Source organism: Winogradskyella aurantia (assembly GCF_002266855.1).
In the GTDB taxonomy this organism is placed as follows: domain Bacteria; phylum Bacteroidota; class Bacteroidia; order Flavobacteriales; family Flavobacteriaceae; genus Winogradskyella; species Winogradskyella aurantia.
This window is the reverse complement of record NZ_NGJN01000001.1, coordinates 1-24,929: the sequence shown is the minus strand read 5'-3', so window position 1 is coordinate 24,929 and position 24,929 is coordinate 1. Positions and strand designations below refer to the sequence as shown.

The window sequence follows — 24,929 nt, the reverse complement described above, 5'->3', positions numbered from 1 at the left end:
ATTATAGTTCGAGTTTTTGGACAACTATAGGAAGCAAGCGTTCCATAAATTTGGAATAGGCCAATTCGGAAGGGTGCAAGCCATCTGGTGCCACCAAATCAGGGTTGTTTAAACCCTCTTGGGTGATATCCGTAATATTTAAAAAGGTAATGTTCTCTTCTAAGCAGTAATTCTGAGCAAAGGCGTTATACTCATTTATCTCTTGAGAGGTGACTTCTGGGTTGCCGTTGTTTTGTCCGAAAGGAGTATAAGCGTAATCGGGTATAGATAGTACAATGACCCTCGACCTGTCCCCTTGAGCTTTAGTCACAGCGGTTTGGGTTAATATGGGGAATTCATTTTCATACAAGGTAAAAGGCCTGCTTAGAAATTGATTGTTGACACCTATCAATAGTGTGACCATATCAAAATCTTCAGAAGGGTTCTGGTTTTCAATGGCACCAATAAGGTTAGTGGTGGTCCAACCTGTTTGTGCGATGATACTCAGGTTGATACTGTCCTTTTGAGATAACGACCCCTTTAGGCTATCCTTCAGTTGTTCTGGGAATTTACAGGTATTGCATACAGCTGCTCCTACAGTATAGCTATCCCCTAATGATAATATATTGAATGTCTTCGGTAAAGGTTCAATAGTATTATCACTCGGTTCACAACCAATGGTTAATAAACAAATAAGTAATAGATAAGTGATTTTTCTCATCACAATAAAGATAGTGTAAATCAAAAAATGCTTTCCTACTTAAGGAAAGCATTTGTTCAGTACCTAAAAACTGATCTATTTGAATGCATTGAGGCCTGTAATATCCAAGCCAGTAATCAATAAGTGGATATCATGAGTGCCTTCATAGGTGATGACACTTTCCAAGTTCATCATGTGGCGCATAATGCTATACTCACCCGTTATACCCATTCCTCCTAAAATTTGTCGTGCTTCTCGTGCAATGGTTATGGCCATTTCTACATTATTGCGTTTCGCCATAGATATCTGGGCCGAGGTAGCTCTATTTTCATTCTTTAATTGACCTAATCTAAAGGCCAATAGTTGTGCCTTTGTAATTTCGGTAATCATTTCTGCCAATTTTTTTTGTTGCAACTGAAATCCTGCAATAGGCTTACCAAACTGAATACGTTCTTTAGCATAACGCAAAGCCGTATCATAACAGTCCATGGCGGCACCAATCGCTCCCCAAGCAATACCATATCTTGCCGAATCTAAACAGCCAAGCGGTGCGCCCAAACCAGATTTGTTTGGTAATAGGTTTTCTTTTGGAACTTTGACATCTTGAAAAATAAGCTCTCCTGTGGCCGAAGCTCTTAAAGACCATTTGTTGTGGGTTTCTGGAGTGCTAAATCCTTCCATGTCACGTTCTACAACAAGACCGTGAATTCTGCCCTCTTCATTTTTGGCCCAAACCACGGCAACATCACAAAAGGGGGAGTTTGAAATCCAAAGTTTGGCCCCGTTTAAAAGGTAATGGTCTCCCATATCCTTAAAATGGGTGGTCATTCCTCCCGGATTACTTCCGTGGTCAGGTTCCGTAAGTCCAAAAGAGCCCATCCATTCGCCAGAGGCTAATTTCGGTAAATATTTTTGGCGTTGTGCCTCGTTGCCATATTTCCAAATGGGATACATGACTAAAGATGATTGTACAGATGCTGTACTTCTTACACCAGAATCCCCTCGTTCAATTTCTTGCATGATTAAGCCATAGGAAATTTGATCCAGACCAGCTCCACCGTACTCTTCTGGGATGTACGGCCCGAAGGCGCCTATATCAGCAAGACCTTTTATAATTTGCTTTGGAAATTCTGCACGTTGCGCATATTCTTCAATTATTGGGGAAACATCGCGTTTAACCCATTCTCTAGCAGCATCCCTAACAAGTTTATGTTCTTCTGAAAGCAGGTCGTCTATATTATAATAATCAGGCGCTTCAAATAAATCTGGCTTCATACGTAGTCATTAAATTTTTCAAAAGCAAAAGTAACGAAAACGTTTGCATTGCCCAATACATGAATTATAATTTCAGATAAAAATCCTTGGTAAGACTTATGTAATCGTCAGTATATTTATGCCGTTCTGTTTCAATAACCAATTCTGAAGTTTTTGGAATATTGTTTTGAAACGAAAATTCTATCAAGCTTCGCTTAATTTCTGAGCTAGGGTTGCCTCTGACCTGAAGTATGCGATTTGGATAAAGGTCAATAAGTTGGGCTTCCTCAATAAAACGTTCTTCCAATTTATTTGGAATAACAATTGAGAACCTACCATTATCAGATAGAAAATGGGCGACTGCAAAAATGATGTGCTCTAAAGGCATAGCATCTGAAAAGCGCGCTAAATTTCTCGACGTATCATTAGTTTTATAATCCTCTGAATAAAAAGGGGGATTACAGATGATTAAGTCAAATTTTTCATCAACAGCTTCTATATATTCCAATAATGAGGCATGAAAACAGAACAAACGGTCGTTCCATGGGGAGTTTTCAAAATTCTCTGTACACTGCTCAAAAGCATCATCATCAATTTCTATAGCCTCAATGGTTTCGGCATTGCTACGTTGAGCAAGCATTAAACTTAAAATACCCGTACCTGCACCTATATCTAAAACAGAAAATGGCTGATGTTTAACAGAAGTCCAAGCACCAAGCAAAACACTGTCGGTTCCAATTTTCATGGCGCAACGATCTTGGTTGACTTTGAATTCTTTGAATTTAAAGGGTTTCATAACGTAGAAGTACTTCCGCGGTAAGGATTTAGGATGAGCTTATATAAAGTTCAATTAAACCATCAGGTGTATTTACCATAATCGTTTTTTGTGCTCTATCAACCTTTACAATGAACTCATCATTCATAGGAATCAAGATTTCAACACCGTTCCTGTCCACCTCAAATAATGCTTGAGCCGTAGAATCGTTAATTCCAGTTATGGTACCTACCTCACCAAATTTTTCATCCTTTATTTTAAACCCGATTACTTCGTGAAAATAAAATTTGTTGCCGTTTAATTGAGGCAGCAGTTCAAGTGGAAGATATAAGTCTGATTTGAGTAAAGCATCAGCGTCACTTTCATTGTCTACATCTTCAAGCTTTAATCGCAGTAAATCCGATTTATGGAGCTGTGATGATTCAATTAAAAAGGGAATGAGATTGCCCCTTAAGTCTATAAAAATAGCATCTAGATGCTCATACAATTCAGGCTCGTCAGTATCAAGTTTAGCCAGTAGCTCTCCTTTAAAACTGTACTTCTTAACAATTTTACCCAAATAAAAACAGTTTTCTTTTTTCATCCTTAAGCGTTAAAACAAAAAACCCTGACGGCAAGGTCAGGGTTAAAAGTATAAAAATAAATTTTTTATTCTTCTTCGTTTGCTGCAGTCGTTTCTTCGGTCTCAGCACTTTCTTCAGCTACCACTTCTTCTACCACAGGAGCGGCGGCTGCAATACGAGCTTCATTTACGGCTTTTTCTGCTTCTAAAGCCTTGGCCTTAGCCTCTGCTTCTGCTTTAGATAAACCTTCAGCTTTTGCTTCAATTTTTGATGTCTTTTCGTCTAACCAAGCTTTGAATTTTGCTTCTGCTTGCTCTTCGGTTAAAGCACCTTTGGCAACACCACCAGCTAAATGATTCTTTAGCATAGCACCTTTGTAAGATAAAATTGCTCTTGCAGTATCTGTTGGTTGTGCACCATTTTGCAGCCACTGTACAGCACTATCAACGTTTAAATCTATAGTTGCTGGGTTAGTGTTTGGGTTGTAAGCACCTAATTTTTCAAGGTATTTACCATCTCTTTTTGAGCGAGAATCCGCTGCTACGATCCAGTAATAAGGCTTTCCTTTTTTACCGTGTCTTTGTAATCTAATTTTTACAGGCATAATAATTAATTAGTGAGGTTCTCGACCTCGGTTATTAATGAGGGCGCAAAGATAGAATATTATTTCCAATAATCAATTCAACTTTATAAGATTAGGTCATAAAAAAAAATATTATATTTTTGATGTGCCCAGAACTTATGTTTACCAGAGGTTAATTAATTTTAGTTTATGAAGAAATTTGTTGTTTTGTTTCTAGTAGTCATGGCTGCCGTCGCTTGCGGAGACAATGTAGAATTTAACACGCCAGCCATTCAAGGAAATTTTGAAGGAACAGCCTGGAGAGCGGATTATTATGCAGCCGATGTAGATTTTGGCGGCTTTTTATTCGAGGGAGGTAGAGGCCTTGAGGTTTTACAGCTCGTTACACCAACAGATGGTGTAGGCACTTTCGACCTATCTAGTGAAAGTGCAGCTGAAGCTATTTTTAAAGGTGTTGATGGGACCATCTTTTCCACGGCAAATAGTCCTGATCCAAGTGTTACCCTATATCCAGTAGAAGGGACTATTTCGGTGCAGAACATTGATAATAGTTCAAGTCCGCAGCGCATATCAGGGGAGTTCAATTTTACAGCATTTTCAGCAGATGGTTTACGCTCGGTCAATTTTATCGACGGTGTTTTTTACCGTGTACCATTAACTGGCGGATTAGTTTCATTAGGCGATACTAATAGTTGCCAACAAGCCTCACAAGCTTTAAACAGCGCAGAACAGATTTTTAATAATACAACCGCAGGCGATACAGATTATATTGAGGTGTGCAATGCTTACAGGGATGCTCTTCTTGACGCTATTGATGCCTGTGGCGATTCTTCCGGTAATCTACAAACTACTTTAGATGATTTGGGTGATTGCCTGTAAAAAGGTGTAACAACCGTATATAACAATAAAGCATTGCTCTAAGGCAGTGCTTTTTTTGTTAAAAACCGTTAAATCAAGGAATTAAGTGTTAATAAACTTGTTATCAACCCAACTATAGGTTATATTAAGTATATCAGATGTGAAACAATACGCATCTTAAAAAAACATATTGAAATATTTTAAAATGATAAATGATATTATGAAGTACGAAAAAATTATTTCAGACAAGTTAAACGAATTACTAATCAAGAATTACGACGCTGAAAAAGGGTACATTAACGCCATGAAAGAGGTGGATAATGCCAATGTGAAAAAATTCTTCAAGAAAAGGGCGGAAGAGCGTTCAAGATTTGCACGTCAGTTGAGAACGGAAATTTTAACTTATGGTGAGTTGCCAGAAGATTCCGGAAGCATCAAGGGAACTTTGCATAGAAATTGGATGACCTTAAAGTCAACCTTTTCAACCAACAGTGAGGAAACCATTCTAAATGAAGCCTTGAGAGGCGAAAAAGCAAGTTTAGAGGAGTACAATGAACTGTTGAGTAACAATAACTTCCCGTCAAGATTAATTGAGATGTTGAGAGAACAGCGTAACGCTATCGAGGCAGCCATTAATTCAGTGAAAATCTATGAAGAAGTAGTGTCGTAATCCTACATAAAACTTAAGTTTGAAAGACCACGCAAAAGCGTGGTTTTTTTTATTCAAATTGTTCAAAACTGTTTATAACTTCACTTTAAAAAAGTACAATTTCTACGTAATTTTATAAGCTATTTTCTTTTGTCATGTTGAACTTGATTATTCCTTAAATATCTAATGAAATAATTCGGTATTCATGAATCTTCGATTTCAGCATCTCTTTTCCATCTTTAAGACAGAGACCCTGAAACGAGTTCAGGGTGACAAATAGGAAGTAAGAATTTAAACGGCTCATTTTATGTACTTAATATTCGATACCGAAACCACAGGATTACCCAAACGTTGGGATGCGCCAATCACAGATACGGATAACTGGCCAAGGGCTATTCAAATAGCATGGCAGTTGCACGACGAGATGGGCAACTGTATCGACCATCAGGATTATTTAATTCAACCAAATGGTTTCAATATCCCCTATGATGCCGAAAAGATTCACGGAATCTCTACCGAATTAGCCCAAGAACAAGGGGTGCCTTTATTAGAGGTCTTGAGTAAGTTCAATGACGTGTTACAAAGGGCTAAGTTTGTGGTAGGTCAAAATTTGAGTTTTGATCTTAATATTATGGGCGCTGAATTTGTAAGGGAAAATATAGCCAATAACTTACAGGAGTTGCCAGTTTTAGATACGTGTACGGAACATACAGCTGTCTTGTGTCAGTTGCCGGGAGGTAGAGGTGGCAAATTTAAACTACCCACACTAACAGAACTGCATGAGTTTTTATTCAATGAACCTTTTGCTGAAGCCCATAATGCCACGGCAGATGTTGAAGCTACTACACGTTGCTTCCTAGAACTTGTTAGGCGACGGGAGTATACTAAGGAAGAACTAGATGTAGAACCAGATTATTTTGAGTCATTTTCTAAGGCCAATCCCAAGACTATTCAATTAATAGGTCTTAAACATGTTAACCTAAAGCTTGAAAGCGCTAAGATAAACCAACGACTTCAGCAGGAACAAGCAGCATCAAGTTCAAATAAAATCAGCAACGAGGAAGCCAGAAAACTTGCAGATGTTGATTTTGTCCACCTTCATAATCATTCACAGTTTTCGATTCTTCAGTCTACTATAAGTATCAATGACTTAGTAAAGGCCGCAGCTAACGACAAAATGCCAGCGGTAGCCCTAACGGATCATGGAAATATGATGGGCGCATTCCATTTTGTACAGGCCGTTTCCAATCACAATAAAACCGTTAAGGCCCAAAATAAAGAGGCCGCTGAAAATGGTGAGGAAAAGAGCGGTAATCTTATAAAGCCAATCATAGGTTGTGAGTTTTTTGTTTGCGAGAACCATGCAGATAAAACCAGAAAGGATAACGGTTATCAAATAGTTCTTCTGGCCAAAGACAAAAAAGGATACCACAATCTAGCTAAGCTATCGTCTGCTGCCTTTACCGATGGGTTTTATTATGTGCCTAGAATAGATAAAAAGCTAATAGAACAGTATAAAGAAAGTCTCATTTGTCTCACGGGAAATTTATACGGGGAAGTCCCCAGCAAGGTCTTGAATGTCGGAGAAAATCAAGCAGAGGAAGCCTTACTGTGGTGGAAACAGGCCTTTGGTGATGATCTCTATATAGAGCTGATGCGTCATAACCAAGAAGACGAAAATCGGGTAAACCAAGTATTGATCCAATTTGCAAAAAAGCATCATATTAAACTGGTAGCGACCAACAATACCTATTACGTAAACCAAGAAAACGCCAATGCCCACGACATCTTATTGTGTGTAAAGGACGGTGAAAAGCAAGCCACACCCATAGGCCGTGGTCGTGGATATCGATACGGCTTACCTAATCAGGAATATTATTTTAAATCTTCTGAAGAAATGAAAGCCTTGTTTAGGGATATCCCAGAGGCTATTATTAATATCCAAGAGGTTGTGGATAAAATTGAGGCTTATGAATTGGCTAGAGATGTATTGCTGCCCAAGTTTGATATCCCTGAGGAATTTAAACATAAAGACGATGAAAAGGACGGTGGTAAGCGCGGTGAAAATGCCTATCTAAAACACCTCACCTATGAAGGTGCAAAAAAACGTTATGGTGAAATAACACCAGAAATTAAGGAACGTCTCGATTTTGAGTTAAGTGTCATTGAGAATACGGGCTATCCAGGATATTTCTTGATTGTTGAGGACTTCATTCGCGAAGCGCGAAAAATGGATGTATCCGTTGGACCCGGTCGAGGGTCTGCTGCAGGTTCCGTGGTGGCGTATTGCTTGTGGATAACCAATATAGACCCTATTAAGTACGATTTGCTTTTTGAGCGTTTTCTAAATCCGGATCGTGTGAGCATGCCCGACATCGATATTGATTTTGATGATGAAGGTCGTGGCCGGGTGATGCAATATGTCATTGAAAAGTATGGTGCCAACCAAGTTGCACAAATTATCACCTACGGTACCATGGCTGCCAAATCTTCTATTAGGGATACCGCGCGCGTACTGGATTTACCACTTAATGAGGCCGATCATATTGCCAAATTAATTCCCACAATGTCTAAGTTAGGTAAGATTTTCGGACTTGATGAAAAGGAATTATCTAAAAAATTCAGACAGGAAGATTTAGAAAAGGTCAATCAGTTGCTAAATATTTCAGATGGTGAAGATTTACAGGCCGATACCGTAAATCAGGCCCGAGTTCTCGAGGGTTCCGTTAGAAATACAGGGATTCATGCCTGTGGGGTAATCATAACACCGGGAGATATTACAAATTACGTTCCTGTTGCCACAGCAAAGGATTCTGACCTATATGTTACGCAGTTTGACAATTCCGTTGTTGAAAGTGCAGGGTTGTTGAAGATGGATTTTTTGGGCCTGAAAACCTTAACGCTTATTAAGGATACCGTTAAGATTGTAAAGGCCAAGCATGGTGTGGTCCTCAATCCAGATGAGTTTCCCCTAGATGACGAAAAAACCTATGAATTATTTCAACGCGGTGAGACAGTAGGGATATTTCAATACGAATCTCCGGGTATGCAGAAGCATATGAAGCATCTAAAACCAACCGTTTTTGATGATTTAATAGCAATGAATGCGCTCTATCGTCCCGGGCCTATGGAATACATCCCTAGTTTCATAAATCGCAAACACGGTAAGGAAGAAATTGTTTACGACTTACCTGAAATGGAAGAGTACCTTAAGGAAACCTATGGGATTACCGTCTATCAAGAGCAGGTGATGTTACTGTCCCAAAAATTAGCGGATTTTACCAAGGGTGAAGCCGATGTCTTGCGAAAGGCCATGGGTAAAAAGCAGAAAGCCGTACTTGATAAAATGAAACCGAAGTTTATTGAGCAAGCTGCGGCGAAGGGTATGGACAAGGAAAAGCTGGAAAAAATCTGGAAGGACTGGGAGGCTTTTGCAAGTTATGCCTTTAATAAGTCCCACTCTACCTGTTATGCGTGGATTGCCTATCAAACGGCATATTTAAAAGCACACTATCCTGCCGAGTATATGGCAGCGGTACTGTCCAATAATATGAACGATATTAAATCGGTTACCTTTTTTATGGAAGAATGCAAACGTATGCGTTTGCCTGTGCTTGGACCGAGTGTCAACGAGAGTTATTACAAATTTTCGGTAAACAAGGACAATGCGGTTCGTTTTGGTATGGGTGCTGTAAAGGGTGTTGGTCATGGCGCTGTTAAGACCATTGTAGAAAGTCGTAAAAAAGACGGCAACTACAAATCTATTTTCGATCTGGCCAAACGTATTGATTTGCGGGCCGCGAATAAAAAATCTTTTGAAGGACTTGCCAATGCCGGGGGTTTTGATTGTTTTACAAATACCCATCGCGCGCAGTATTTTGCTCATGATGGCGATGGTATTACCTTTTTGGAAAAGGCCATTAAGTATGGGGCCAAACATCAGGAGAATGAAAATTCTGCCCAGGTTAGCTTATTTGGTGACGCTAGTGAAGTTCAAATCTCCGAACCTCAGGTACCGCCCTGTGAGGAATGGGGCACCATGGAAAAGTTGGCGCGCGAAAAGGAAGTGGTAGGGATTTATATTTCAGGACATCCCTTGGACGACTTCAAAATAGAAATGCAAACCTTTTGTAATGCCACACTAAACCTATTCAATGATTTAGAAAGCTATGTGAACCGTGAACTTACTTTTGGAGGTGTGGTTACCGACGTGCAACATCGCATCAGTAAACAAGGCAAAGGTTGGGCGGCCTTTACGGTTGAAGACTATTCAGATAGTTTTGAGTTTCGAATTTTTGGCGAAGATTACTTAAAGTTTAGGCATTTTCTAGTGCAAAATTCCTTTGTCTATGTACGGGCTTTTGTTAGGGAAGGCTGGACCAATCGCGAAACCGGTAAGAAAGGCGACCCAAGAATTCAGTTCAATAATTTTCAATTGCTGCACGATGTTATGGATACCTATGCCAAAAAACTTTCTGTACAATTAAATATAGAAAACTTGGAAAAGGAAACGATTGACCATCTTCACGACTTATTTAGGTTACATGAAGGAAAGCATGCCTTAAATTTCGTTATTTATGACAACAAGGAAAAGCTAAAGTTAACCATGCCGAGTCGTAAGCAGAAGGTTAAGATATCACAGGAACTATTGGCAGAACTGGAAGGATATGACGTGCGTTATAAGTTGAATTGAAACGGATTAGTGTAATAATTCTAAGCAATGGACTTATAGTCAAATCGAATATGACAAATGTAAGGTTTGGCACTTTTTTTGACTAATATTGCATAATTAAAGAAAACAGAACACAATTAAAGATTAATATTATGGCATTAGAAATAACAGATGCAACGTTTGAAGAAACAGTATTGAAAAGTGATAAGCCAGTTATGGTAGATTTTTGGGCAGCTTGGTGTGGTCCTTGTCGCATGGTTGGTCCTATCATAGATGAAATTAGCAGCGAATACGATGGTAAGGCCATTGTTGGGAAGGTAGACGTAGATGCTAACCAGGAATTTGCAGCCAAGTATGGTGTAAGAAACATTCCTACGGTTTTGGTATTTCAGAACGGTGAAGTTGTAGGCCGTCAAGTGGGTGTAGCCCCTAAGAACGCGTATTCAGAAGCATTAGACGCTTTATTGTAATACAAGGCTCTAAAAGAAATGATAAAAGGTTTGCTCTAGTGGCAAACCTTTTTTAGTTTCGGTAACTGATGGATTTACAAATAGAACTTAATAAGGTCGGTGGCTTTAAAAACTTGGACTTACTCGCCAAGCAAGTGGTAGAGGGCTTTATCGCAGGGATGCATAAAAGTCCATTTCATGGATTTTCAGCGGAATTTGCTGAGCATAAAATTTACAATCAGGGCGAAAGTACCAAACATATCGATTGGAAGTTGTTCGCTAAAACAGACCGCTTGTATACCAAACGCTATGATGAAGAGACCAATCTAAGATGTCACCTTATTGTGGATAACAGTTCGTCTATGCATTACCCTGAAGATGCGGGAACACAGATTAATAATTTAAATAAAATTGCGTTTTCAGCCTTGGCCTGTGCCTCCTTAATGCACATTTTAAAAAAGCAGCGTGATGCTGTGGGATTAAGTATCTACAGCGATAACTATGATTTTTATGCCCCTGAAAAAGGAAGCGAACGCCATCATCAAATGTTGTTGACCAAGTTAAGTGAGGCGGCGGTATCAAAACCCGAAACACAAACTACAGAAACCTACACCTATTTACACCAAATTGCGGAGAAAATTCACAGGCGCTCTCTAATTTTTGTATTTACAGACATGTTTCAAACCTCTGAAAATGACGATAAGCTTTTTGAAGCGCTAAGGCATTTAAAACACAATAAACACGAGGTGGTCTTATTTCATGTATTTGATAAGGAAAAGGAATTGAAGTTTGACTTTGATAATAAGCCCAAGCGTTTTATCGATGTAGAGACGGGTGAGTTTATTAATCTCTATCCCGATACGATAAAGGAAAATTACGAAACGGCCGTTTCAGACTACTTTAAAAACTTGCGGTTAAAATGCGGACAGTACAGAATTAAGTATGTTGAAGCTGACATTAATGCAGGATTTAACGCTATCTTAAGCACCTACATGATAGAACGCCAAAAATTTGTTTAACAGTTAGCTTACTTTTTGTTTAAAATTGTTTGCGATATAAAAAATGCAGTGTATATTTGCCCTCGCAATTATGCAACGGTCTGGTAGTTCAGCTGGTTAGAATATCTGCCTGTCACGCAGGGGGTCGCGGGTTCGAGTCCCGTCCAGACCGCAAAAAGCTCTGAGAAATTAGGGCTTTTGAAATATAAAGATGTTGTGTTGTTCTAGGATAATTCCTAGAGTAGTTGTAAGTTTCCCAATTAAGTTGGGAACTTGCCGATGAAAGGCTTTCCTTTTTTCTTTATAGAAAATCGGGATGCTTTTTTGTTTTGGCCCCATAGTTCAAGGGATAGAACAAAAGTTTCCTAAACTTTAGATCCAGGTTCGAGTCCTGGTGGGGCTACTAATTACTTGTTATGCACTAGCTGTACAGAAGCTACAATACGAGATATACTAAAAAAAATTGTTGTTAACTAAAAAATCACAGATAGAGTATGAAGCAGAAATATTCGTAAGTTGGCAGTGACCAGCGTAATTAATTATAAACCACGTTGTGCTTTCGTTATTTATTTCTTTGCATTAATTCAGCTTCAATTTTTCTCTGTACCTCTTCATTTTCTTTTATTCCTCTTTCATAATTGGTATTTATCCAAAAATAATAGCCCAAAGCTTGTTTAAGAGCCTCGTGGAAATAAGTATTATCTTGTGCTTCTTTTAAGTTTGCTGGCTCTGACTTTGACTGCCCAAATGATGTCCTAACATTCTTAAATACTTCACTCATATGCAAAGTTTTCACAGGCTCATAATCTGCTCTTAAATCTTCGGTTATGTAGAAATACTTAAAATCATACAATTCCGAAATGGCAATTCTAAGTGAGTCATTATTAATAATATCTATTCCTTTAGATTTTAAGTTTTCATAAGCAACAGTTATAGGTTCAAATGTGCCTCTACCAATTAATTTATTGTAAGAGAATCTTAATGAGTCAGTTAACGGTGTTTTTTGTTCTAAATGTATTAATACGTCTCTATTGAGTTTAAATTTTTCTTGATTAAACTTAATTTTCGAGTTAAGATTTATGACATCCTTTTTAAGATTGACTAGAATTTCGTTTAGTATATTCGATTCAAGTTTTCGTTCTATTCTGTCATTATTCCAATTATTGATTTGCAGGGCTAATAAAATGCCAATCATTACCAGAACAATTTCTCCAAGTGCATATTTCAAATACTTTCCAGTTTTATTTTTCTTCATAAGGTCGTATCTAATTCGTCTAAAAAACTTAATCATATTTCAGGTTTCTATTTTTTCCGCAAGCGGCTATCTCAACCAAAGGTCTACCAGACCTTTGATTTTGCTTTGCAAAATTTTGTTTCGATAATCTAAAGAATTTTATCATAATCTAATTTAAACATTTAATAAGTCCGCGAGCGGCTATCTCGCCCAAATGTCCACAGGACATTTGATTTACTGCGTAAATTTTGGCTCGATAATATCATTGGTTAGTAGTTGGTTATAATGAAGTACAACGGTCTTGTACATGAAAAGTAGGCGATAACGAATAACAAAACATTCGGTTAAGCACCAAGTTTTGATACGAGCCCAAAGCCTTGATTTTACCAATAGTCAGCCTATTTTTTATATACATTGTTAGCGGTTCGTTGTTTTTCGTTTCTAATTTTCAAAAGTATAAGTGAAGTGTGTTGCATTAATTTCACGACGAAATTTTGTTTTCTTGTAAAAGTTCACAGCATCCACATCATCACTTTCTACTTCAACATAGGCTTCTTCGAATCCATTGTCCTTACAATATTTGCAGACTTCTGCAATCAAAGAACTGCCTATTCCTTGGGCTTGAAAATCAGGACTTACGCCAACATCATAGATATAGGCAACTGGTTTCGTACCATAGTATCGCTGTAAAATATAAATTGTCAAGCCACCCACAATCTTGTCGTTTTGCTTTACAACAAACACCATAAAGTTGGGATTAGATAATAATTTAGCCAATTGCTTCTTTTCTGATATTTGTTCTTCGTTTTTAAATACATCTTTAAAAATCTTGACCAAATCTCTGAAGTCCTCAACTTCATTAGGTTTTAACTTTTGAATTTCGAATGTATTTTGTGACTTCATATCAATTGTTTAAGAGTCAAATTTAGAGCTATCTTATTCAATACCTTCTGGAAATAGTTCAGCTCGTCTTATTCGCATTTCTGATGCAATCAATTCACCTTGTTTTTCAAGTTCGGAAATAGTATAAAAATCATACATATTTTCATATTATTTATCTTTAGTTATTGACTGTCGATTTTCTGTATTGCCTCTATTTATCTTGTAAAGGTATAATCCTATACACATCAATGAAATAAATATTGATGTTATAGGTACCCAAGTAATATCTGCCCATAACCAACGAACTCCTTCTTGATTACCTCTAAATGGCAAACAAAGGATTAATAGAAACATTGCGAAGTACAATAAATTGTTTTTCATAATACATTTAATTTTAAGTGAATATTTATGAGCGCAATTTCTCTATTGTCATCATTTTTAGCAAATAATCAGGGGTTGATAAAGGGTTGATTTCGCAAGATAGTACTGATTTTCAATTATTTATTTTTGACTTTAACTCTCTCCGGCTTTTAATATTTAGCTTTTTGTATATCTGATTTATGTGTGTTTTAAGTGTACTTTGTTCAATAAATAGCTCGGTAATTATTTCCTTATTTGTCTTTCCTGAAATTATCAAGTAATACACCTCCCTTTGTCTCTCAGTCAACTCGTCAATTAAGGGGCTTAACTCTGCACTTTTATCTTTAGACAAATCCTTTATTTGACTTGAGAGGCTTAAAAACTTCTTTTCATTAATCTGAAAATAGATGGCAACTAAGAATAAGCTTGCGGTTATCAACAAGGTTATAAGGACTGGATAGTTATGTAAGACCAATTTAACATCTCCGTCACTTCCTCTTATTGAAATAGCTATTGACGATAATATAATAGCTACTACTAAAAGATACTTGTGATATTTTGCAAGTATCTTTTTTACTTTCATTGATATGGCCGCTGTTAGTTTTTTTATCATTATTTAATTCGTCAAATGAATATGAGAAATGTATCGTTCTACAATGACCGCTAACACAAGTGTTAAACCTCTTCTTACGTCCAAACAGGTTCGGTTCTGGTATGAGAATGAAAAGATAATAAATTCTAAAACAATATTAGAGAAGAGGACTTCCTTATACTCTCTAATTATTGGTCGTCAATTAGCCTCGCACCGCGAGGCGTATATTGAAGAATTTATTAGATTGGGAATTCAAGGGCCAGGGCCAAATGCGAAGTATTCATGAATACAATAAGATTATTAAATTCGTTAATACAAGGTATTTAACCAGTGTAATGATAACACATTTACTTTGAGTTGCTTTGTCTGCGAAGCAGCGCAGATTAAAGTTCGCCTTTGGCGACCCGTGCGGAGCGAATAGATGAATACCTATTTAATGCAATAAAAGTGACATGAATAATGTATTATCATTGTGATTGTATAAGATTAGTTGAGTGGTTTAAGCTCTAAATTTGGCAAATACAAATGGTATAGACACGAACGAAGTGAACTGTGCGTTAGCAAATTTTCGTAAGTAGGCTAGAAATAGCAATAAATTATATACGTTGTTGTGCTCTCGTTACTATTTTAATTCTCTGTCAATTAATTCTATAATTTCTAAATTATTTATTCTAATGACCTTTAGTTCTTCCATATATTGGTATGAGTAGTAAATCATTTGTTGGGTATAATTTTCAAATAGCGGATCCTTAAATATTCCAACGAAATTAGAAGGGTGATTGCTTCTGTTCTTATTGGGTGATTTTCTACCTATTTCTCTTGCTTGGGCATAGCTATGTATTAATCGAACATAAGGGTCTGAACCGTAACTTCTAAGAAGTTCAACTTCTTCATAAGAATCAAGAACCAAGTCCTCCCAACTAAATAATAATTTTGTTAAGCGCTCATCATTAATTAAATGAATATCTCCTGAGGATATTGCCGAACGCAAAGCGCCATTAATTGGACTAAAACTATATCCATATCCACCATGCCTCAGGTTTTCTTTTAACACCAATTTGTCTGTGACATAATTTATAGAATCGATAAGATCTTTTGATTTCAAAAATTTGAAAAAGCTCTTTTCCTGGTGGTTAAACACAGTGTCCAATCTTGTAATATTCTCTTCAAAATCCGACTTTAAGGCTAATAATACTTTCTGTTTTTGTTTGTTGTTTACTAAATCATTTCTCCATTCATTTAATTGAATGGCTATTAAAATTCCAATAACTACAAGTACAATTTCGCCAATGGCATATTTAAAATACTTTCCAGTTTTATTTTTCTCCATAAGGTCGTAACGTATTTTTCGAAAGAATTTAATCATATTTCTCGTTTTAATAGCCAACGCGGCAAGCTCGCCCTATCACTAAAACAGTCCATCGGAATGTTTCTAGACGTTTGGTCCTGTATCCTCATTCAAGGTCTTGAAGACCTCGGGTTTGTCATTTAAAACTACATTCGGATAGTGTCTAAAAAACATAATCATGGTCTAATTAAAGCATTTATTAAGTCCGCAGGCGGCTATCTCGCCCAAATGTCCAACGGACATTTAATTTACTATATAAATCATGCCTCGATAATATCATGGGTTAATGGTTTCTGGTAATTTACCAAACAAAAACGGACACAGGAAAATTCCTTCATAATTTTCCAAATAGGCAACGACCAAAGCAATTAATTATACACCTTGTTGTGGCATGTATTTTATTCTTTTCGGTATGCAATCATTTCCATTGGTCCTGTCGGAATTGCATACAGTTTTAAAAATTCAGACGTAACTTCTTTGATTGGAATTGAGACATTTCTTTTTCCATCCCGATACATTGAAACAAAGAACGTCGAATCAATTTGTTCAATTACTTTTTTTTCGCCTTCCTTTCTCTTTAATAATTCTAAAGTTTTTTTGTCCCAAAGCTCTTTGTTAAAAATAAACTCAGATTCACGTTCATTTTCTATTATTACGAAAGTCAGTTTTTCGATATCTTCTTTTTTCAGCGTTGTAATTGTCGGTTCAAGTCGATAAAAGTCGCACTCAAAAACAGCGTCTTTTCCATTTGCTTTTCCGTCGATATACAATTTCAAATGATTGTCATCTATCACTTTGTATTTTGCAAATTTTCCATTTTTAGAAGTCAATATTTCGCTTTCTAAAACTTTTAGATTTGGTGCTTGTTTTTTGAGAGAAAAATCGGTGAAAAATTCGGCAATTGAGTCTTTAATTTCCAGCATTTGAAATCCAGGATAACCCTTTTTTCCATTTCCAGAATCAATGTCTTTCAGAATCCATTTTCCATTCATATTTTGAACAATTACTTATAGTCATTGTTAGCAGTAGTTTTTATATATTCGTTTACTAACTTGTATGTCTCGTTTATTAATTCGTTAAATGATGAATTTGAATTCATAAATATTGCAATAGTTAAAGGTCGCTCAAGTTCTCTCACAACTACAGTTCTTGTTCCATACCAACCTCCCGTATGCATTGCGAAATCTTTATTAATAAACCATCCCATACCATAACTTAATTTACTCTTCGCTAAAAATGAAAACCTTTCCACAAATGGGTTCGTTTTCGGCCATTCTTTTGGCAGTGTTGAACTTGGTTTAAAAATTAAACTATCTGTATTTTTTGAGAGCAAAACACTATTGCGCAATGTATTGTCATATTCTAGATAGTCATTTGCACTTGTATATACTGCTCCATCTCCCATTATTCCGTTCATATACCAGCCATCAACTTTTTTCCAATTATCTATACTGTCTTTTTCATAGCAAAATGCTCTTTCTTTAATTTCTATTGGATTTGCTAGATTATAAAAGTTGGTTTCTTTCATACCAGCTTTGTCAAAAATATTTTTCTTGGCATAATTCGAGAATTCCTCTCCAGAAACTTTCTCGACCAATAAGGCTAAAACAAGATAAGCAGTATTAGAATATTCCCAACCTTTGCCTGATTCGAATAATGGTTTTGGATTTGTAGCTAGCCATTCTAAAACATCTTTATTTTCCACTATTTTGCTCCTGTCCCAATTGTTATCGAAATAAGCTTCATAGTCAGCAATTCCCGATGTATGGTTTATTAATTGTTCAACGGTAATGTTCTCAAAAACAGGATAATTCCAATACTTTGTTATGGAATCATTCAAGGAAAGTAAGCCCTTGTCTACAAGACTTAAAACACATAAAGCAGTAAATTGTTTACTCACAGAAGCCATTCTCATATTAGTATTAATGGTAATAGGCTTTTTATTTTCTAAATCTCTTAAACCATAACCTTTTCCTATAATCATTTCTTGATTATGAGCAATAAATAAAGCAGCGCCAGGTTCGTTTATTCCGATTTTTAAATTGAAAAGTGAATCTAATTTTAATTCTAGTTCTTTCAAACTTGTTGCGTTTGTTTCCGCTTTTTTATCATTGGAATTCTTGCAGGAAATTAGAAGGAAAACAAATGCTATTAATAAAAGGTCATTTTTCATTTGGTTGGTTTAAATTATTGCTAACGCTTTTAGCTATGGTTTCGTTGAGGAATGGTAGACGAATATCATTCCGCCGACACGAGCGAAGCGACTGGCGGTAGCAAACCGTAAATTTAGCAAAAAGGCTCGAAATTCCGATTAGGGCACGAGCACAAAGTGCGAATTGGCATAAGCAATTTCAGCCGTCATGAACTATAGCCGTTGTTAGCCACTGTTATTTTTCATTAAGAAATTCAATAATCGATTCGGCGAATGCCATTGAAAAAGGTGTACTCATATGGTCTCCACTAACGAGACTCAATTTACTATTCGGTAATTGTTCTTGTAGTTCTTTCGGATTTCCATTATCTAAATCCTCATCTCCACAAATTATCAAAGTCTCTATCTCAATATTATTAAGTTCAGTAACTGTCGTTTCAGGTTGATAGTCCTGTAAATAACCCATTATTTTAAAGTTCACATCGAGATTTTTTGCAAAGTCTACAGCTCCTCTTGTCATTTCATTTGGTTCAGTCCGTCCAGAAAAGACATTTCCAAATTCAATTCGTCTGTGCCAATTTGGATTCGTAAATCCAATTCCCATTCCTCCAAATACAGCTTTGGTGATTCGCTTATCTTTGGTAACCAAGTTTGCAAGAACAATTGCGCCTCTTGAGTAGCCTATAGCCATATATTCGTCAGTTTGTAAATGGTCAATCAGCGCCATTAAATCTTTTATCTCGGCATTATTTTTATAAGCATTTTCATCAACAGGTTTATCTGAATTTCCATTACCTCGCAAATCTGGTACAATAACTCTGTAGCCTTGGTTAATCAGTTGTTTTTTTAATTCCGATTTCCCCCAATTATAATTGCCATCGACTATAAAACCATGAATTAGTAAAACAGTTTTTCCGTTTCCATGGTCAGAATAAGCAATTTTAGTTCCATCAAACGAGATGAAATCATTTTTTATTTCTTCTTTTGGTTTACAAGAGACTAAAAATAAAATGGCGATAATTAATAATTTATACATTCTCATTTTCATAATTGGTGGTAACGGTTATGTATATGAGCTATGGCGTGTCGTGGCACGAACCTCTCTAAATAAAAACTGGCTTTAGAAAATCTGAAGGAGTTTCCAAGTAAGCGAGGATAAGCGATAGCTCATATACTGTGTTTTTCTTTCGTTATTTTTAATTAAGCTCTTTTTCAATTAAGCTCATTACTTGTTTTATTTGACTTTTATTCGTGATTAATAATTCGATATATATATTATTGGTTGTCCTTAAATATTCAGATTGAGCCAAAAGTTGCCCCGATTGAATGACTGTTGGGTCGAATATTTTTGATTTACTTTTATTAAAAAAAGTGAGGTGCTCCCAACTTATTTTCTCAACTCTATCATCCAATTTTTCTCCATTATAAAATAATCGTTTATAGTAGTGTTCGTATAAGCTTCTTATGGATTGTTTTAATGCTTCATTATTTAAGTCTTCAAAGGTTCCAGAATTAAGGGCGCCATTATAGGCACCAACGGTTGGAAAAAATGTTGGGTTTCTGCCTTGTGTTTCTGAATATAAAGAATCTATAAGATTTTTGCTTCCCTCTGAATAGAATTCAATTTCTTGGTTTAATAATTCAAAAATTTTTTCTCTTTGCATTCTGAATCTATAGATGCTGTCCATTTGTGAAAAGTCATTTTTTAAGTCATTTTTCAGGCTATTGAGAAATACCGTTGATTTTATATTACTTTTTCGTTGTTCATTCCAATTGTTGATTTGAAGTGCAATTAAAATTCCGATAACAACTAATACAATTTCCCCAATAGCATATTTCAAATACTTTCCAGATTTGTTTTTTTTCATAAGGTCATATCTAATTCGTCTAAAAAACTTAATCATATTTCAGGTTTCTATTTTTTCCGCAAGCGGCTATCTCAACCCAAGCTCTACCAGACCTTTGATTTTGCTTTGCAAAATTTTTGTTTCGATAATCTAAAGAATTTTATCATATTCTATTTCCCGAGAAAGCGGGAATCTTATTGGTTGGTCAAAATGTGTGGTAACGGTCTTGTATATGATTCGTTGGGTGGTCTAGCAGGTAATTTAGCAAATAAAAACCGAATAGAAAGTCCACGAGGACTTTCGTAAGTAGGTTTGCATTAGCAATTAATTTTAAAAGGTGTTAAGCTCAGTATTTAACTAATTTATTCTTTAAATTGCTCAAGTAATGCCAAACTACGGACAAGGGCTGTCATATACATGTTATTATTCGTCTCATTCTTTTTTGCACTAAAAAAAGCAATAACCAATCTTTTTGTTGGTGATATGTAAAGACCCTGACCTCCAAACCCAGTTTTAAGGAAGTCGCCATCTTCAAAAATCACATCCCAATGATAGCTTTGAAAATCTGCACCTTGACCTTCATAATATTTTTTCCTCAAATGCTGATCTGTTCCTCCTTCAGATCTAAATAATGCTCTATCTCCAGTATGAATTTGATTTAAATATCGTGCCGATGCTATTTTTGTAGGAGCGTCATCTGTAAAGGCCAGTCCATATCTGGCAAGATCTCTTAAGCGCATTAGCATTGGACCGTAACTTCCAGCAACACCAGTACTGGATAGCGTTACCCTTGCATCATCTTCAGCTCCGATTCTTGTCCATATATAGTCCTGAACCAACTCATGAAAAGGTTTAGAAGAAACTCTTTCAGCGATAGTAGTCAGAATAACAGAATTGGCGGAAGTATAATCGAAGGTTTGCCCAGCGGGTTCAATTTTTCCCGAATTGGACAATAATTCTATTAGGCTCTCTTCAAATCCAGGATTTGGCTCTGTATAAACCGCAGAATGCTGAAGTAATTTGTAAAAACAATGGTTTGGGTCAGTAAAGGATCCCTCATCGCTTTCTCTGCAGTTGATTCCTGAGGTCATCCTTAACAAATTTTCAATAGTTACATTTGCCAATGGCTTATCCTTAAACTCTGTAATATGCTTCCCAATCGGATCTTGTTCGTTAAGTTTTCCTTCATCTGCCAAATGTGCTATTACGGTTCCTAAAAATGTTTTACTCACAGAACCAAGAAAATGCTTGTCAGAAGGTTCCATTTCGGGATACCCTTCATAAACCACTTGTCCTTTGTGAAGAACAATTACACCATTAACTTGTTTTTCATAGCAAATTTGGTCAAGTGATGTTTCCTTTTCAAAGAAGGCACTGGTGAGAATCTCTTGACCGAGGGTTTGACTTATATTTTCTGGAAGCTTTATTGTTTTTGTATTTCCTTTTTCTATCAGAACAGTAGGAATATAGTTTTCCATATGGCTAAATACCTCTGTTATTTGAGGTCCTCTTCCAATAAGCGATTCAGGAACCGTAAAGATTATTTTATGGTCTTTTGATGTGGGAATTTTTCTTGATTCTACAGCTAATGCAATTTTTTCTTCTAATGTGAGCTCTTTGACTTGCTGTTTACATCCAATTAATAGAAGAAAACTGAAAATTATAATTGCATTTAGTGACACTTTACTTTTTAACATATTCTATGGTTTTTTTATTGAGCCTAATGGTTCAGGCTATGATTTCGTTGCGGTAGAAAATCAAGAAATTTTCTACCGCATAAATCAGCCGTTTTTAAAAATACAATTTTTATTGGAGTTGGACTCTATCAATGAATTATAGCCGTTGTTAGTGGCTGTTATTTTTATCACAAGGAATTCTTTTATATGCATCCCACGGATAAGATAATTTTTGGATAACCATTTGGTCGTTCTCATCGGTCACCAGAGCGTATCTGGTCTGTCCGTTTATGGAGAAATTATTCTTAGGATTATCATCTATATAAATATATTCTTTATCTGTAGGTTTTAGTGGTTTTACGTGTGGTGGATTATCGAAGTTATTGTCGAGCACTGCAAGTTGACCAGTTGAATCCCTGATGATTTCAATTTTAAAAGCAGGCCTTGTAATTCGGCTTTTTTGAACTTTTTCATAACAACCGATGAATTTATTTTCTTCTTCAGGTGTGATTTTTTTTATTGGTGACTCAGCTATTTGGGGATGCAGATATGGTAGTATCTGATTATTGAGAACTTTTAATGCACGTTCACTTACACCTTGTATCATAAAAACATAAGCTGTCTTATAAGTTCTGGAATATGCATATTGTGCTAAGTAGCCCGGTGTGATTTCCCCAGCATGTGTTTGATACCGTATTCCGTTATGATACATAGACCAATTATTTATGCCGTGCCCATCCGTTATTTCAAGCTTATTGACTGCCAGGTTGGATGTGGAGGTTTCAAACCTGTCAATACTCTCTTTAGAAAGTACTTGTTTTCCATTGTAAACACCATTATTTATAAGCATTTGAAGGAAATGGGTAAATTCAGAAGTTGAGGTGTTTAAGGCCGCTGCAGGCCGCGCTTTTACGTATTCATAGGTGCTGTCCTGATAATTTACCAGTGATTTTTTTACATCATCGTTGACAAAGAATGTTGAGCGCGGCATGTCAAGTGGATTAAAAAAATGAGTTTCTACAAAATCACTGTAGCTCATATTTGACTTATCCTCTATGACATATCCGCTGATTAATGGGCCGACTGTATGGTAGGCAGTAAATGTTCCGGGTCTCCAAGTAGATTCAAATTTATACGGCATATTTACGAGCAATTCGCTCACAGATAATGTATCAAAATTTGGGTCGATGATAAAATCTCCATCCCTATAACTAACAAACCCTGCACTTGCTTCTAAAACATGTTTGAGTAGAATAGGCTCATCAAATTTATTAGAGAAAGGGAGTTCAGGAATTAGTTGAATAAGCGTATCATTTAGAGATATCTTACCTTGCTCTACCAACTTTAAAATAGACAATCCTGTCAAGGACTTAGTTACAGAACCAACGCGAAATAGTGAGGATTCATCTGCTGAACCGAAATTCCAAATAACTGTAGTGTCCGGTCTTATTAAGGCTACACTAAGTGCATTGTAACGACCTAAATTAGCTAAACGCTCTTTCAATGAATCCAGACTTGATAGTGGCTTAACAAACTCAATTTTTGATGATGTCGTATTTGTGCTGCCATTTTGGTTGTCTATGCAACTCCAAAACAAACTAAATAAGATAATCAAACATAAAATTCTCATATGGTTAAACTCATTTTCTAATTGCCACTAACACAAGGGTTAAATCTCTCCTTACGTCGAGACAGGCTCTGTTCTGGTACGAGAATGAAAAGATAATAAATTCTAAAACAATAATTAGAGAAGAGGACCTCCTTATACTCTCTAATTATTGGTCGTCAATTAGCCTCGGGAGGCGAGGTGTATATTGTAGAATTTATTAGATTGGGAATTCGAGGGCCAGGGCCACATGCAAAGTATTCATAAATACATTAAGATTATTGAGTTCGTTAATACAAGGTATTTAACCCTTGTGATGATAACACATTTACTTTAAGATGCTTTGGCTGCGAAGCAGCGCAGATTAAAGTTCGCCTTTGGCGACCCGAGCGGAGCGAATAGATGAATACCTATTTAATGCAATAAAAGTGACATGAATAATGTGTTATCATCGTTGTTGTGTATGAAAAGTAGCGGATTTTACGCACTAATTTTCCAGTTTAACAATAGCCTTTACTTTATTAATTTTCGTTCCTTTAAGCGATTAAAACAGCTATTTTTTATATACGTTGTTAGCTGCTGGCTTTAGCCAATTTCATTATTTTTATAGATGTGGTGATAGTCTTTTTTCTTCCACATTTTATCATTGATTATGCAGAAAACATTGAATATCAATGTGATTACCAAAAATATTATTTGTGAATTACCGAATGCCTTACTAAAATTATTCAACATAGCGTGTAACAAAATAACTGCGAGAATAGAATATGAAGATTTATTATATAACCAAGTGAAAATAAAAGCAATTGGAATTGTATAAATAAAGCGAGAAAGTGAGTCCATAAATCCACCTGTTGAATAGAATCCATTATAATATAATGGAAGATGCCATAGACTCCATAAAAATGAGATTATTAAAGCACCAATTAGCGGATTGTATTTTTTTTGTAATTCTTTTTGTAAAAAACCTCGCCAGCCAAATTCTTCATTACCACCAAAAAAGAAAAAAGTGCTAAAAAAACCTATAAACCAAACAGGTTCGGGCTTTATTATAAAGTCAGTTGTTTCCATTCCTGACAAATAACCAATGAAGTAACTACCTAGACTAAATATAATAATTAAAAAAATGGCGATAATGTACCACTTTGATTTTCCTTTTTCAAAAAGCGAGGACTTAAGATAGTTTTCTTTTAAGTTTAAATTGGGAGCATTACTAAAATTGATACCTAAAATAAAAAGAACTATCCCAAATAACACATAACCCAGAATACTTACTTCAGTTAGGGTTGGTATTTTTCCATTAACATCGCTTAATCCATTATTCACAAAATAGATTCGCAAAAAGAGAACCAAAGCAACTACTATAATAACAGAGATAAAAATTGGTTTAGAATTTACTTTTATTTTCTCTCTTGAACTTATAACTGTAATAAGATAACCTGCAATTAAAGGGCCACAAGAACCTATAAGTATCATGGCAAATCCTATATCTTTTGGCAGAGATACGATAACTGGTAAAAACCAAAAGGCAAATGTGATACCAAACGTTACAAGAATAAAACTTAATATCGGTTTAGACGTAAATAATTCTTTCATGTATGTTTTTTTAGTTGGTTTAATTTTCAGCTTGCAGCTAACGCCCTGCTAAACGCAGTGACGTTCTGGGTTAAAAATTTATGGTGACTGAAAGTTACATATAAATTTTAAAGACAAGCAGAACGTTATCAAATCGTGCTTGCGAGATTCATGAGT

At 36.0% G+C, this 24,929-nt stretch carries 21 protein-coding genes and 2 tRNA genes; 7 read left to right on the top strand and 16 right to left on the bottom strand.

Annotated elements, in window-relative coordinates; all coding sequences use genetic code 11:
• Position 1 precedes the first annotated feature (1 nt).
• The 5 genes from CA834_RS00120 to CA834_RS00100 form a co-directional block, all read right to left on the bottom strand.
• Positions 2 to 700, bottom strand: coding sequence for an SGNH/GDSL hydrolase family protein (locus CA834_RS00120; RefSeq protein ID WP_094966633.1), 699 nt, complete (start codon positions 698 to 700; stop codon positions 2 to 4).
• Between the two features lie 75 nt (positions 701 to 775).
• Positions 776 to 1,954 carry an acyl-CoA dehydrogenase family protein gene (locus CA834_RS00115; RefSeq protein ID WP_094966632.1) on the bottom strand — a complete coding sequence of 393 codons (1,179 nt, stop codon included), beginning with the start codon at positions 1,952 to 1,954 and terminating at the stop codon, positions 776 to 778.
• Positions 1,955 to 2,018: 64 nt separating this feature from the next.
• Entirely contained in the window at positions 2,019 to 2,729 is a 711-nt protein-coding gene (locus CA834_RS00110) for a tRNA1(Val) (adenine(37)-N6)-methyltransferase (protein WP_094966631.1), read from the bottom strand.
• Between the two features lie 28 nt (positions 2,730 to 2,757).
• A complete protein-coding gene (gene rimM / locus CA834_RS00105; RefSeq protein ID WP_094966630.1) occupies positions 2,758 to 3,291 on the bottom strand; it encodes a ribosome maturation factor RimM in 534 nt (177 codons plus the stop codon).
• Between the two features lie 65 nt (positions 3,292 to 3,356).
• On the bottom strand, positions 3,357 to 3,875 hold the full coding sequence (locus CA834_RS00100; RefSeq protein ID WP_094966629.1) for a 30S ribosomal protein S16: 519 nt from the start codon (positions 3,873 to 3,875) through the stop codon (positions 3,357 to 3,359).
• A gap of 168 nt (positions 3,876 to 4,043) precedes the next feature.
• Between CA834_RS00100 and CA834_RS00095 the strand changes: the two genes are divergently transcribed.
• The 7 genes from CA834_RS00095 to CA834_RS00065 all read left to right on the top strand — a co-directional run bounded on the left by CA834_RS00095 (position 4,044) and on the right by CA834_RS00065 (position 11,883).
• A complete protein-coding gene (locus tag CA834_RS00095) occupies positions 4,044 to 4,733 on the top strand; it encodes a DUF6252 family protein (RefSeq protein WP_094966628.1) in 690 nt (229 codons plus the stop codon).
• A gap of 199 nt (positions 4,734 to 4,932) precedes the next feature.
• The gene (locus tag CA834_RS00090) at positions 4,933 to 5,382 is read left to right on the top strand and encodes a ferritin-like domain-containing protein (RefSeq protein ID WP_094967218.1); all 450 of its coding nucleotides are present in this window, start codon (positions 4,933 to 4,935) and stop codon (positions 5,380 to 5,382) included.
• A gap of 286 nt (positions 5,383 to 5,668) precedes the next feature.
• Positions 5,669 to 10,054, top strand: a complete 4,386-nt coding sequence (gene dnaE, locus CA834_RS00085; protein ID WP_094966627.1) for a DNA polymerase III subunit alpha — start codon at positions 5,669 to 5,671, stop codon at positions 10,052 to 10,054.
• 95 nt (positions 10,055 to 10,149) lie between these two features.
• Positions 10,150 to 10,503: a thioredoxin gene (trxA, locus tag CA834_RS00080; RefSeq protein WP_262508265.1), complete on the top strand. Its 354-nt coding sequence runs from the start codon at positions 10,150 to 10,152 to the stop codon at positions 10,501 to 10,503.
• Positions 10,504 to 10,571: 68 nt separating this feature from the next.
• A complete protein-coding gene (locus CA834_RS00075) occupies positions 10,572 to 11,501 on the top strand; it encodes a DUF58 domain-containing protein (protein ID WP_094966625.1) in 930 nt (309 codons plus the stop codon).
• 77 nt (positions 11,502 to 11,578) lie between these two features.
• Positions 11,579 to 11,652, top strand: a tRNA-Asp gene (locus CA834_RS00070).
• Between the two features lie 159 nt (positions 11,653 to 11,811).
• Positions 11,812 to 11,883: transfer RNA gene (locus tag CA834_RS00065), tRNA-Arg, on the top strand.
• A 159-nt stretch (positions 11,884 to 12,042) separates the two neighbouring features.
• Here the strand turns inward: CA834_RS00065 and CA834_RS00060 are convergent.
• The 11 genes from CA834_RS00060 to CA834_RS00005 all read right to left on the bottom strand — a co-directional run bounded on the left by CA834_RS00060 (position 12,043) and on the right by CA834_RS00005 (position 24,773).
• On the bottom strand, positions 12,043 to 12,735 hold the full coding sequence (locus tag CA834_RS00060; protein WP_094966624.1) for a DUF6090 family protein: 693 nt from the start codon (positions 12,733 to 12,735) through the stop codon (positions 12,043 to 12,045).
• A gap of 420 nt (positions 12,736 to 13,155) precedes the next feature.
• Positions 13,156 to 13,617: a GNAT family N-acetyltransferase gene (locus CA834_RS00055; protein WP_094966623.1), complete on the bottom strand. Its 462-nt coding sequence runs from the start codon at positions 13,615 to 13,617 to the stop codon at positions 13,156 to 13,158.
• Between the two features lie 472 nt (positions 13,618 to 14,089).
• On the bottom strand, positions 14,090 to 14,569 hold the full coding sequence (locus CA834_RS00050; protein ID WP_094966622.1) for a helix-turn-helix domain-containing protein: 480 nt from the start codon (positions 14,567 to 14,569) through the stop codon (positions 14,090 to 14,092).
• Between the two features lie 601 nt (positions 14,570 to 15,170).
• Positions 15,171 to 15,914: a DUF6090 family protein gene (locus tag CA834_RS00040; RefSeq protein WP_094966620.1), complete on the bottom strand. Its 744-nt coding sequence runs from the start codon at positions 15,912 to 15,914 to the stop codon at positions 15,171 to 15,173.
• 380 nt (positions 15,915 to 16,294) lie between these two features.
• A complete protein-coding gene (locus tag CA834_RS00035; protein ID WP_094966619.1) occupies positions 16,295 to 16,888 on the bottom strand; it encodes a hypothetical protein in 594 nt (197 codons plus the stop codon).
• A gap of 11 nt (positions 16,889 to 16,899) precedes the next feature.
• On the bottom strand, positions 16,900 to 18,069 hold the full coding sequence (locus tag CA834_RS00030; RefSeq protein WP_094966618.1) for a serine hydrolase domain-containing protein: 1,170 nt from the start codon (positions 18,067 to 18,069) through the stop codon (positions 16,900 to 16,902).
• 214 nt (positions 18,070 to 18,283) lie between these two features.
• Positions 18,284 to 19,084: an alpha/beta fold hydrolase gene (locus CA834_RS00025; RefSeq protein ID WP_094966617.1), complete on the bottom strand. Its 801-nt coding sequence runs from the start codon at positions 19,082 to 19,084 to the stop codon at positions 18,284 to 18,286.
• A 160-nt stretch (positions 19,085 to 19,244) separates the two neighbouring features.
• A complete protein-coding gene (locus CA834_RS00020; protein WP_094966616.1) occupies positions 19,245 to 19,916 on the bottom strand; it encodes a DUF6090 family protein in 672 nt (223 codons plus the stop codon).
• Between the two features lie 341 nt (positions 19,917 to 20,257).
• The gene (locus CA834_RS00015) at positions 20,258 to 21,592 is read right to left on the bottom strand and encodes a serine hydrolase domain-containing protein (RefSeq protein ID WP_094966615.1); all 1,335 of its coding nucleotides are present in this window, start codon (positions 21,590 to 21,592) and stop codon (positions 20,258 to 20,260) included.
• Positions 21,593 to 21,740: 148 nt separating this feature from the next.
• On the bottom strand, positions 21,741 to 23,201 hold the full coding sequence (locus tag CA834_RS00010) for a serine hydrolase domain-containing protein (RefSeq protein WP_094966614.1): 1,461 nt from the start codon (positions 23,199 to 23,201) through the stop codon (positions 21,741 to 21,743).
• Between the two features lie 561 nt (positions 23,202 to 23,762).
• Positions 23,763 to 24,773 carry a CPBP family intramembrane glutamic endopeptidase gene (locus CA834_RS00005; protein ID WP_094966613.1) on the bottom strand — a complete coding sequence of 337 codons (1,011 nt, stop codon included), beginning with the start codon at positions 24,771 to 24,773 and terminating at the stop codon, positions 23,763 to 23,765.
• Positions 24,774 to 24,929: the final 156 nt, after the last annotated feature.

Coding starts and splice junctions, on each gene's coding strand:
- CA834_RS00090 (WP_094967218.1), top strand. CDS start 4,933: ATGAAGTACGAAAAAATTATTTCAGACAAGTTAAACGAATTACTAATC.
- CA834_RS00030 (WP_094966618.1), bottom strand. CDS start 18,069: ATGAAAAATGACCTTTTATTAATAGCATTTGTTTTCCTTCTAATTTCC.
- rimM (WP_094966630.1), bottom strand. CDS start 3,291: ATGAAAAAAGAAAACTGTTTTTATTTGGGTAAAATTGTTAAGAAGTAC.
- CA834_RS00035 (WP_094966619.1), bottom strand. CDS start 16,888: ATGAATGGAAAATGGATTCTGAAAGACATTGATTCTGGAAATGGAAAA.
- CA834_RS00100 (WP_094966629.1), bottom strand. CDS start 3,875: ATGCCTGTAAAAATTAGATTACAAAGACACGGTAAAAAAGGAAAGCCT.
- CA834_RS00120 (WP_094966633.1), bottom strand. CDS start 700: ATGAGAAAAATCACTTATCTATTACTTATTTGTTTATTAACCATTGGT.
- CA834_RS00020 (WP_094966616.1), bottom strand. CDS start 19,916: ATGAAAAAAAACAAATCTGGAAAGTATTTGAAATATGCTATTGGGGAA.
- CA834_RS00010 (WP_094966614.1), bottom strand. CDS start 23,201: ATGAGAATTTTATGTTTGATTATCTTATTTAGTTTGTTTTGGAGTTGC.
- CA834_RS00050 (WP_094966622.1), bottom strand. CDS start 14,569: ATGATAAAAAAACTAACAGCGGCCATATCAATGAAAGTAAAAAAGATA.
- CA834_RS00040 (WP_094966620.1), bottom strand. CDS start 15,914: ATGATTAAATTCTTTCGAAAAATACGTTACGACCTTATGGAGAAAAAT.
- CA834_RS00015 (WP_094966615.1), bottom strand. CDS start 21,592: ATGTTAAAAAGTAAAGTGTCACTAAATGCAATTATAATTTTCAGTTTT.
- CA834_RS00115 (WP_094966632.1), bottom strand. CDS start 1,954: ATGAAGCCAGATTTATTTGAAGCGCCTGATTATTATAATATAGACGAC.
- dnaE (WP_094966627.1), top strand. CDS start 5,669: ATGTACTTAATATTCGATACCGAAACCACAGGATTACCCAAACGTTGG.
- CA834_RS00075 (WP_094966625.1), top strand. CDS start 10,572: ATGGATTTACAAATAGAACTTAATAAGGTCGGTGGCTTTAAAAACTTG.
- CA834_RS00110 (WP_094966631.1), bottom strand. CDS start 2,729: ATGAAACCCTTTAAATTCAAAGAATTCAAAGTCAACCAAGATCGTTGC.
- CA834_RS00005 (WP_094966613.1), bottom strand. CDS start 24,773: ATGAAAGAATTATTTACGTCTAAACCGATATTAAGTTTTATTCTTGTA.
- CA834_RS00025 (WP_094966617.1), bottom strand. CDS start 19,084: ATGTATAAATTATTAATTATCGCCATTTTATTTTTAGTCTCTTGTAAA.
- CA834_RS00095 (WP_094966628.1), top strand. CDS start 4,044: ATGAAGAAATTTGTTGTTTTGTTTCTAGTAGTCATGGCTGCCGTCGCT.
- CA834_RS00055 (WP_094966623.1), bottom strand. CDS start 13,617: ATGAAGTCACAAAATACATTCGAAATTCAAAAGTTAAAACCTAATGAA.
- CA834_RS00060 (WP_094966624.1), bottom strand. CDS start 12,735: ATGAAGAAAAATAAAACTGGAAAGTATTTGAAATATGCACTTGGAGAA.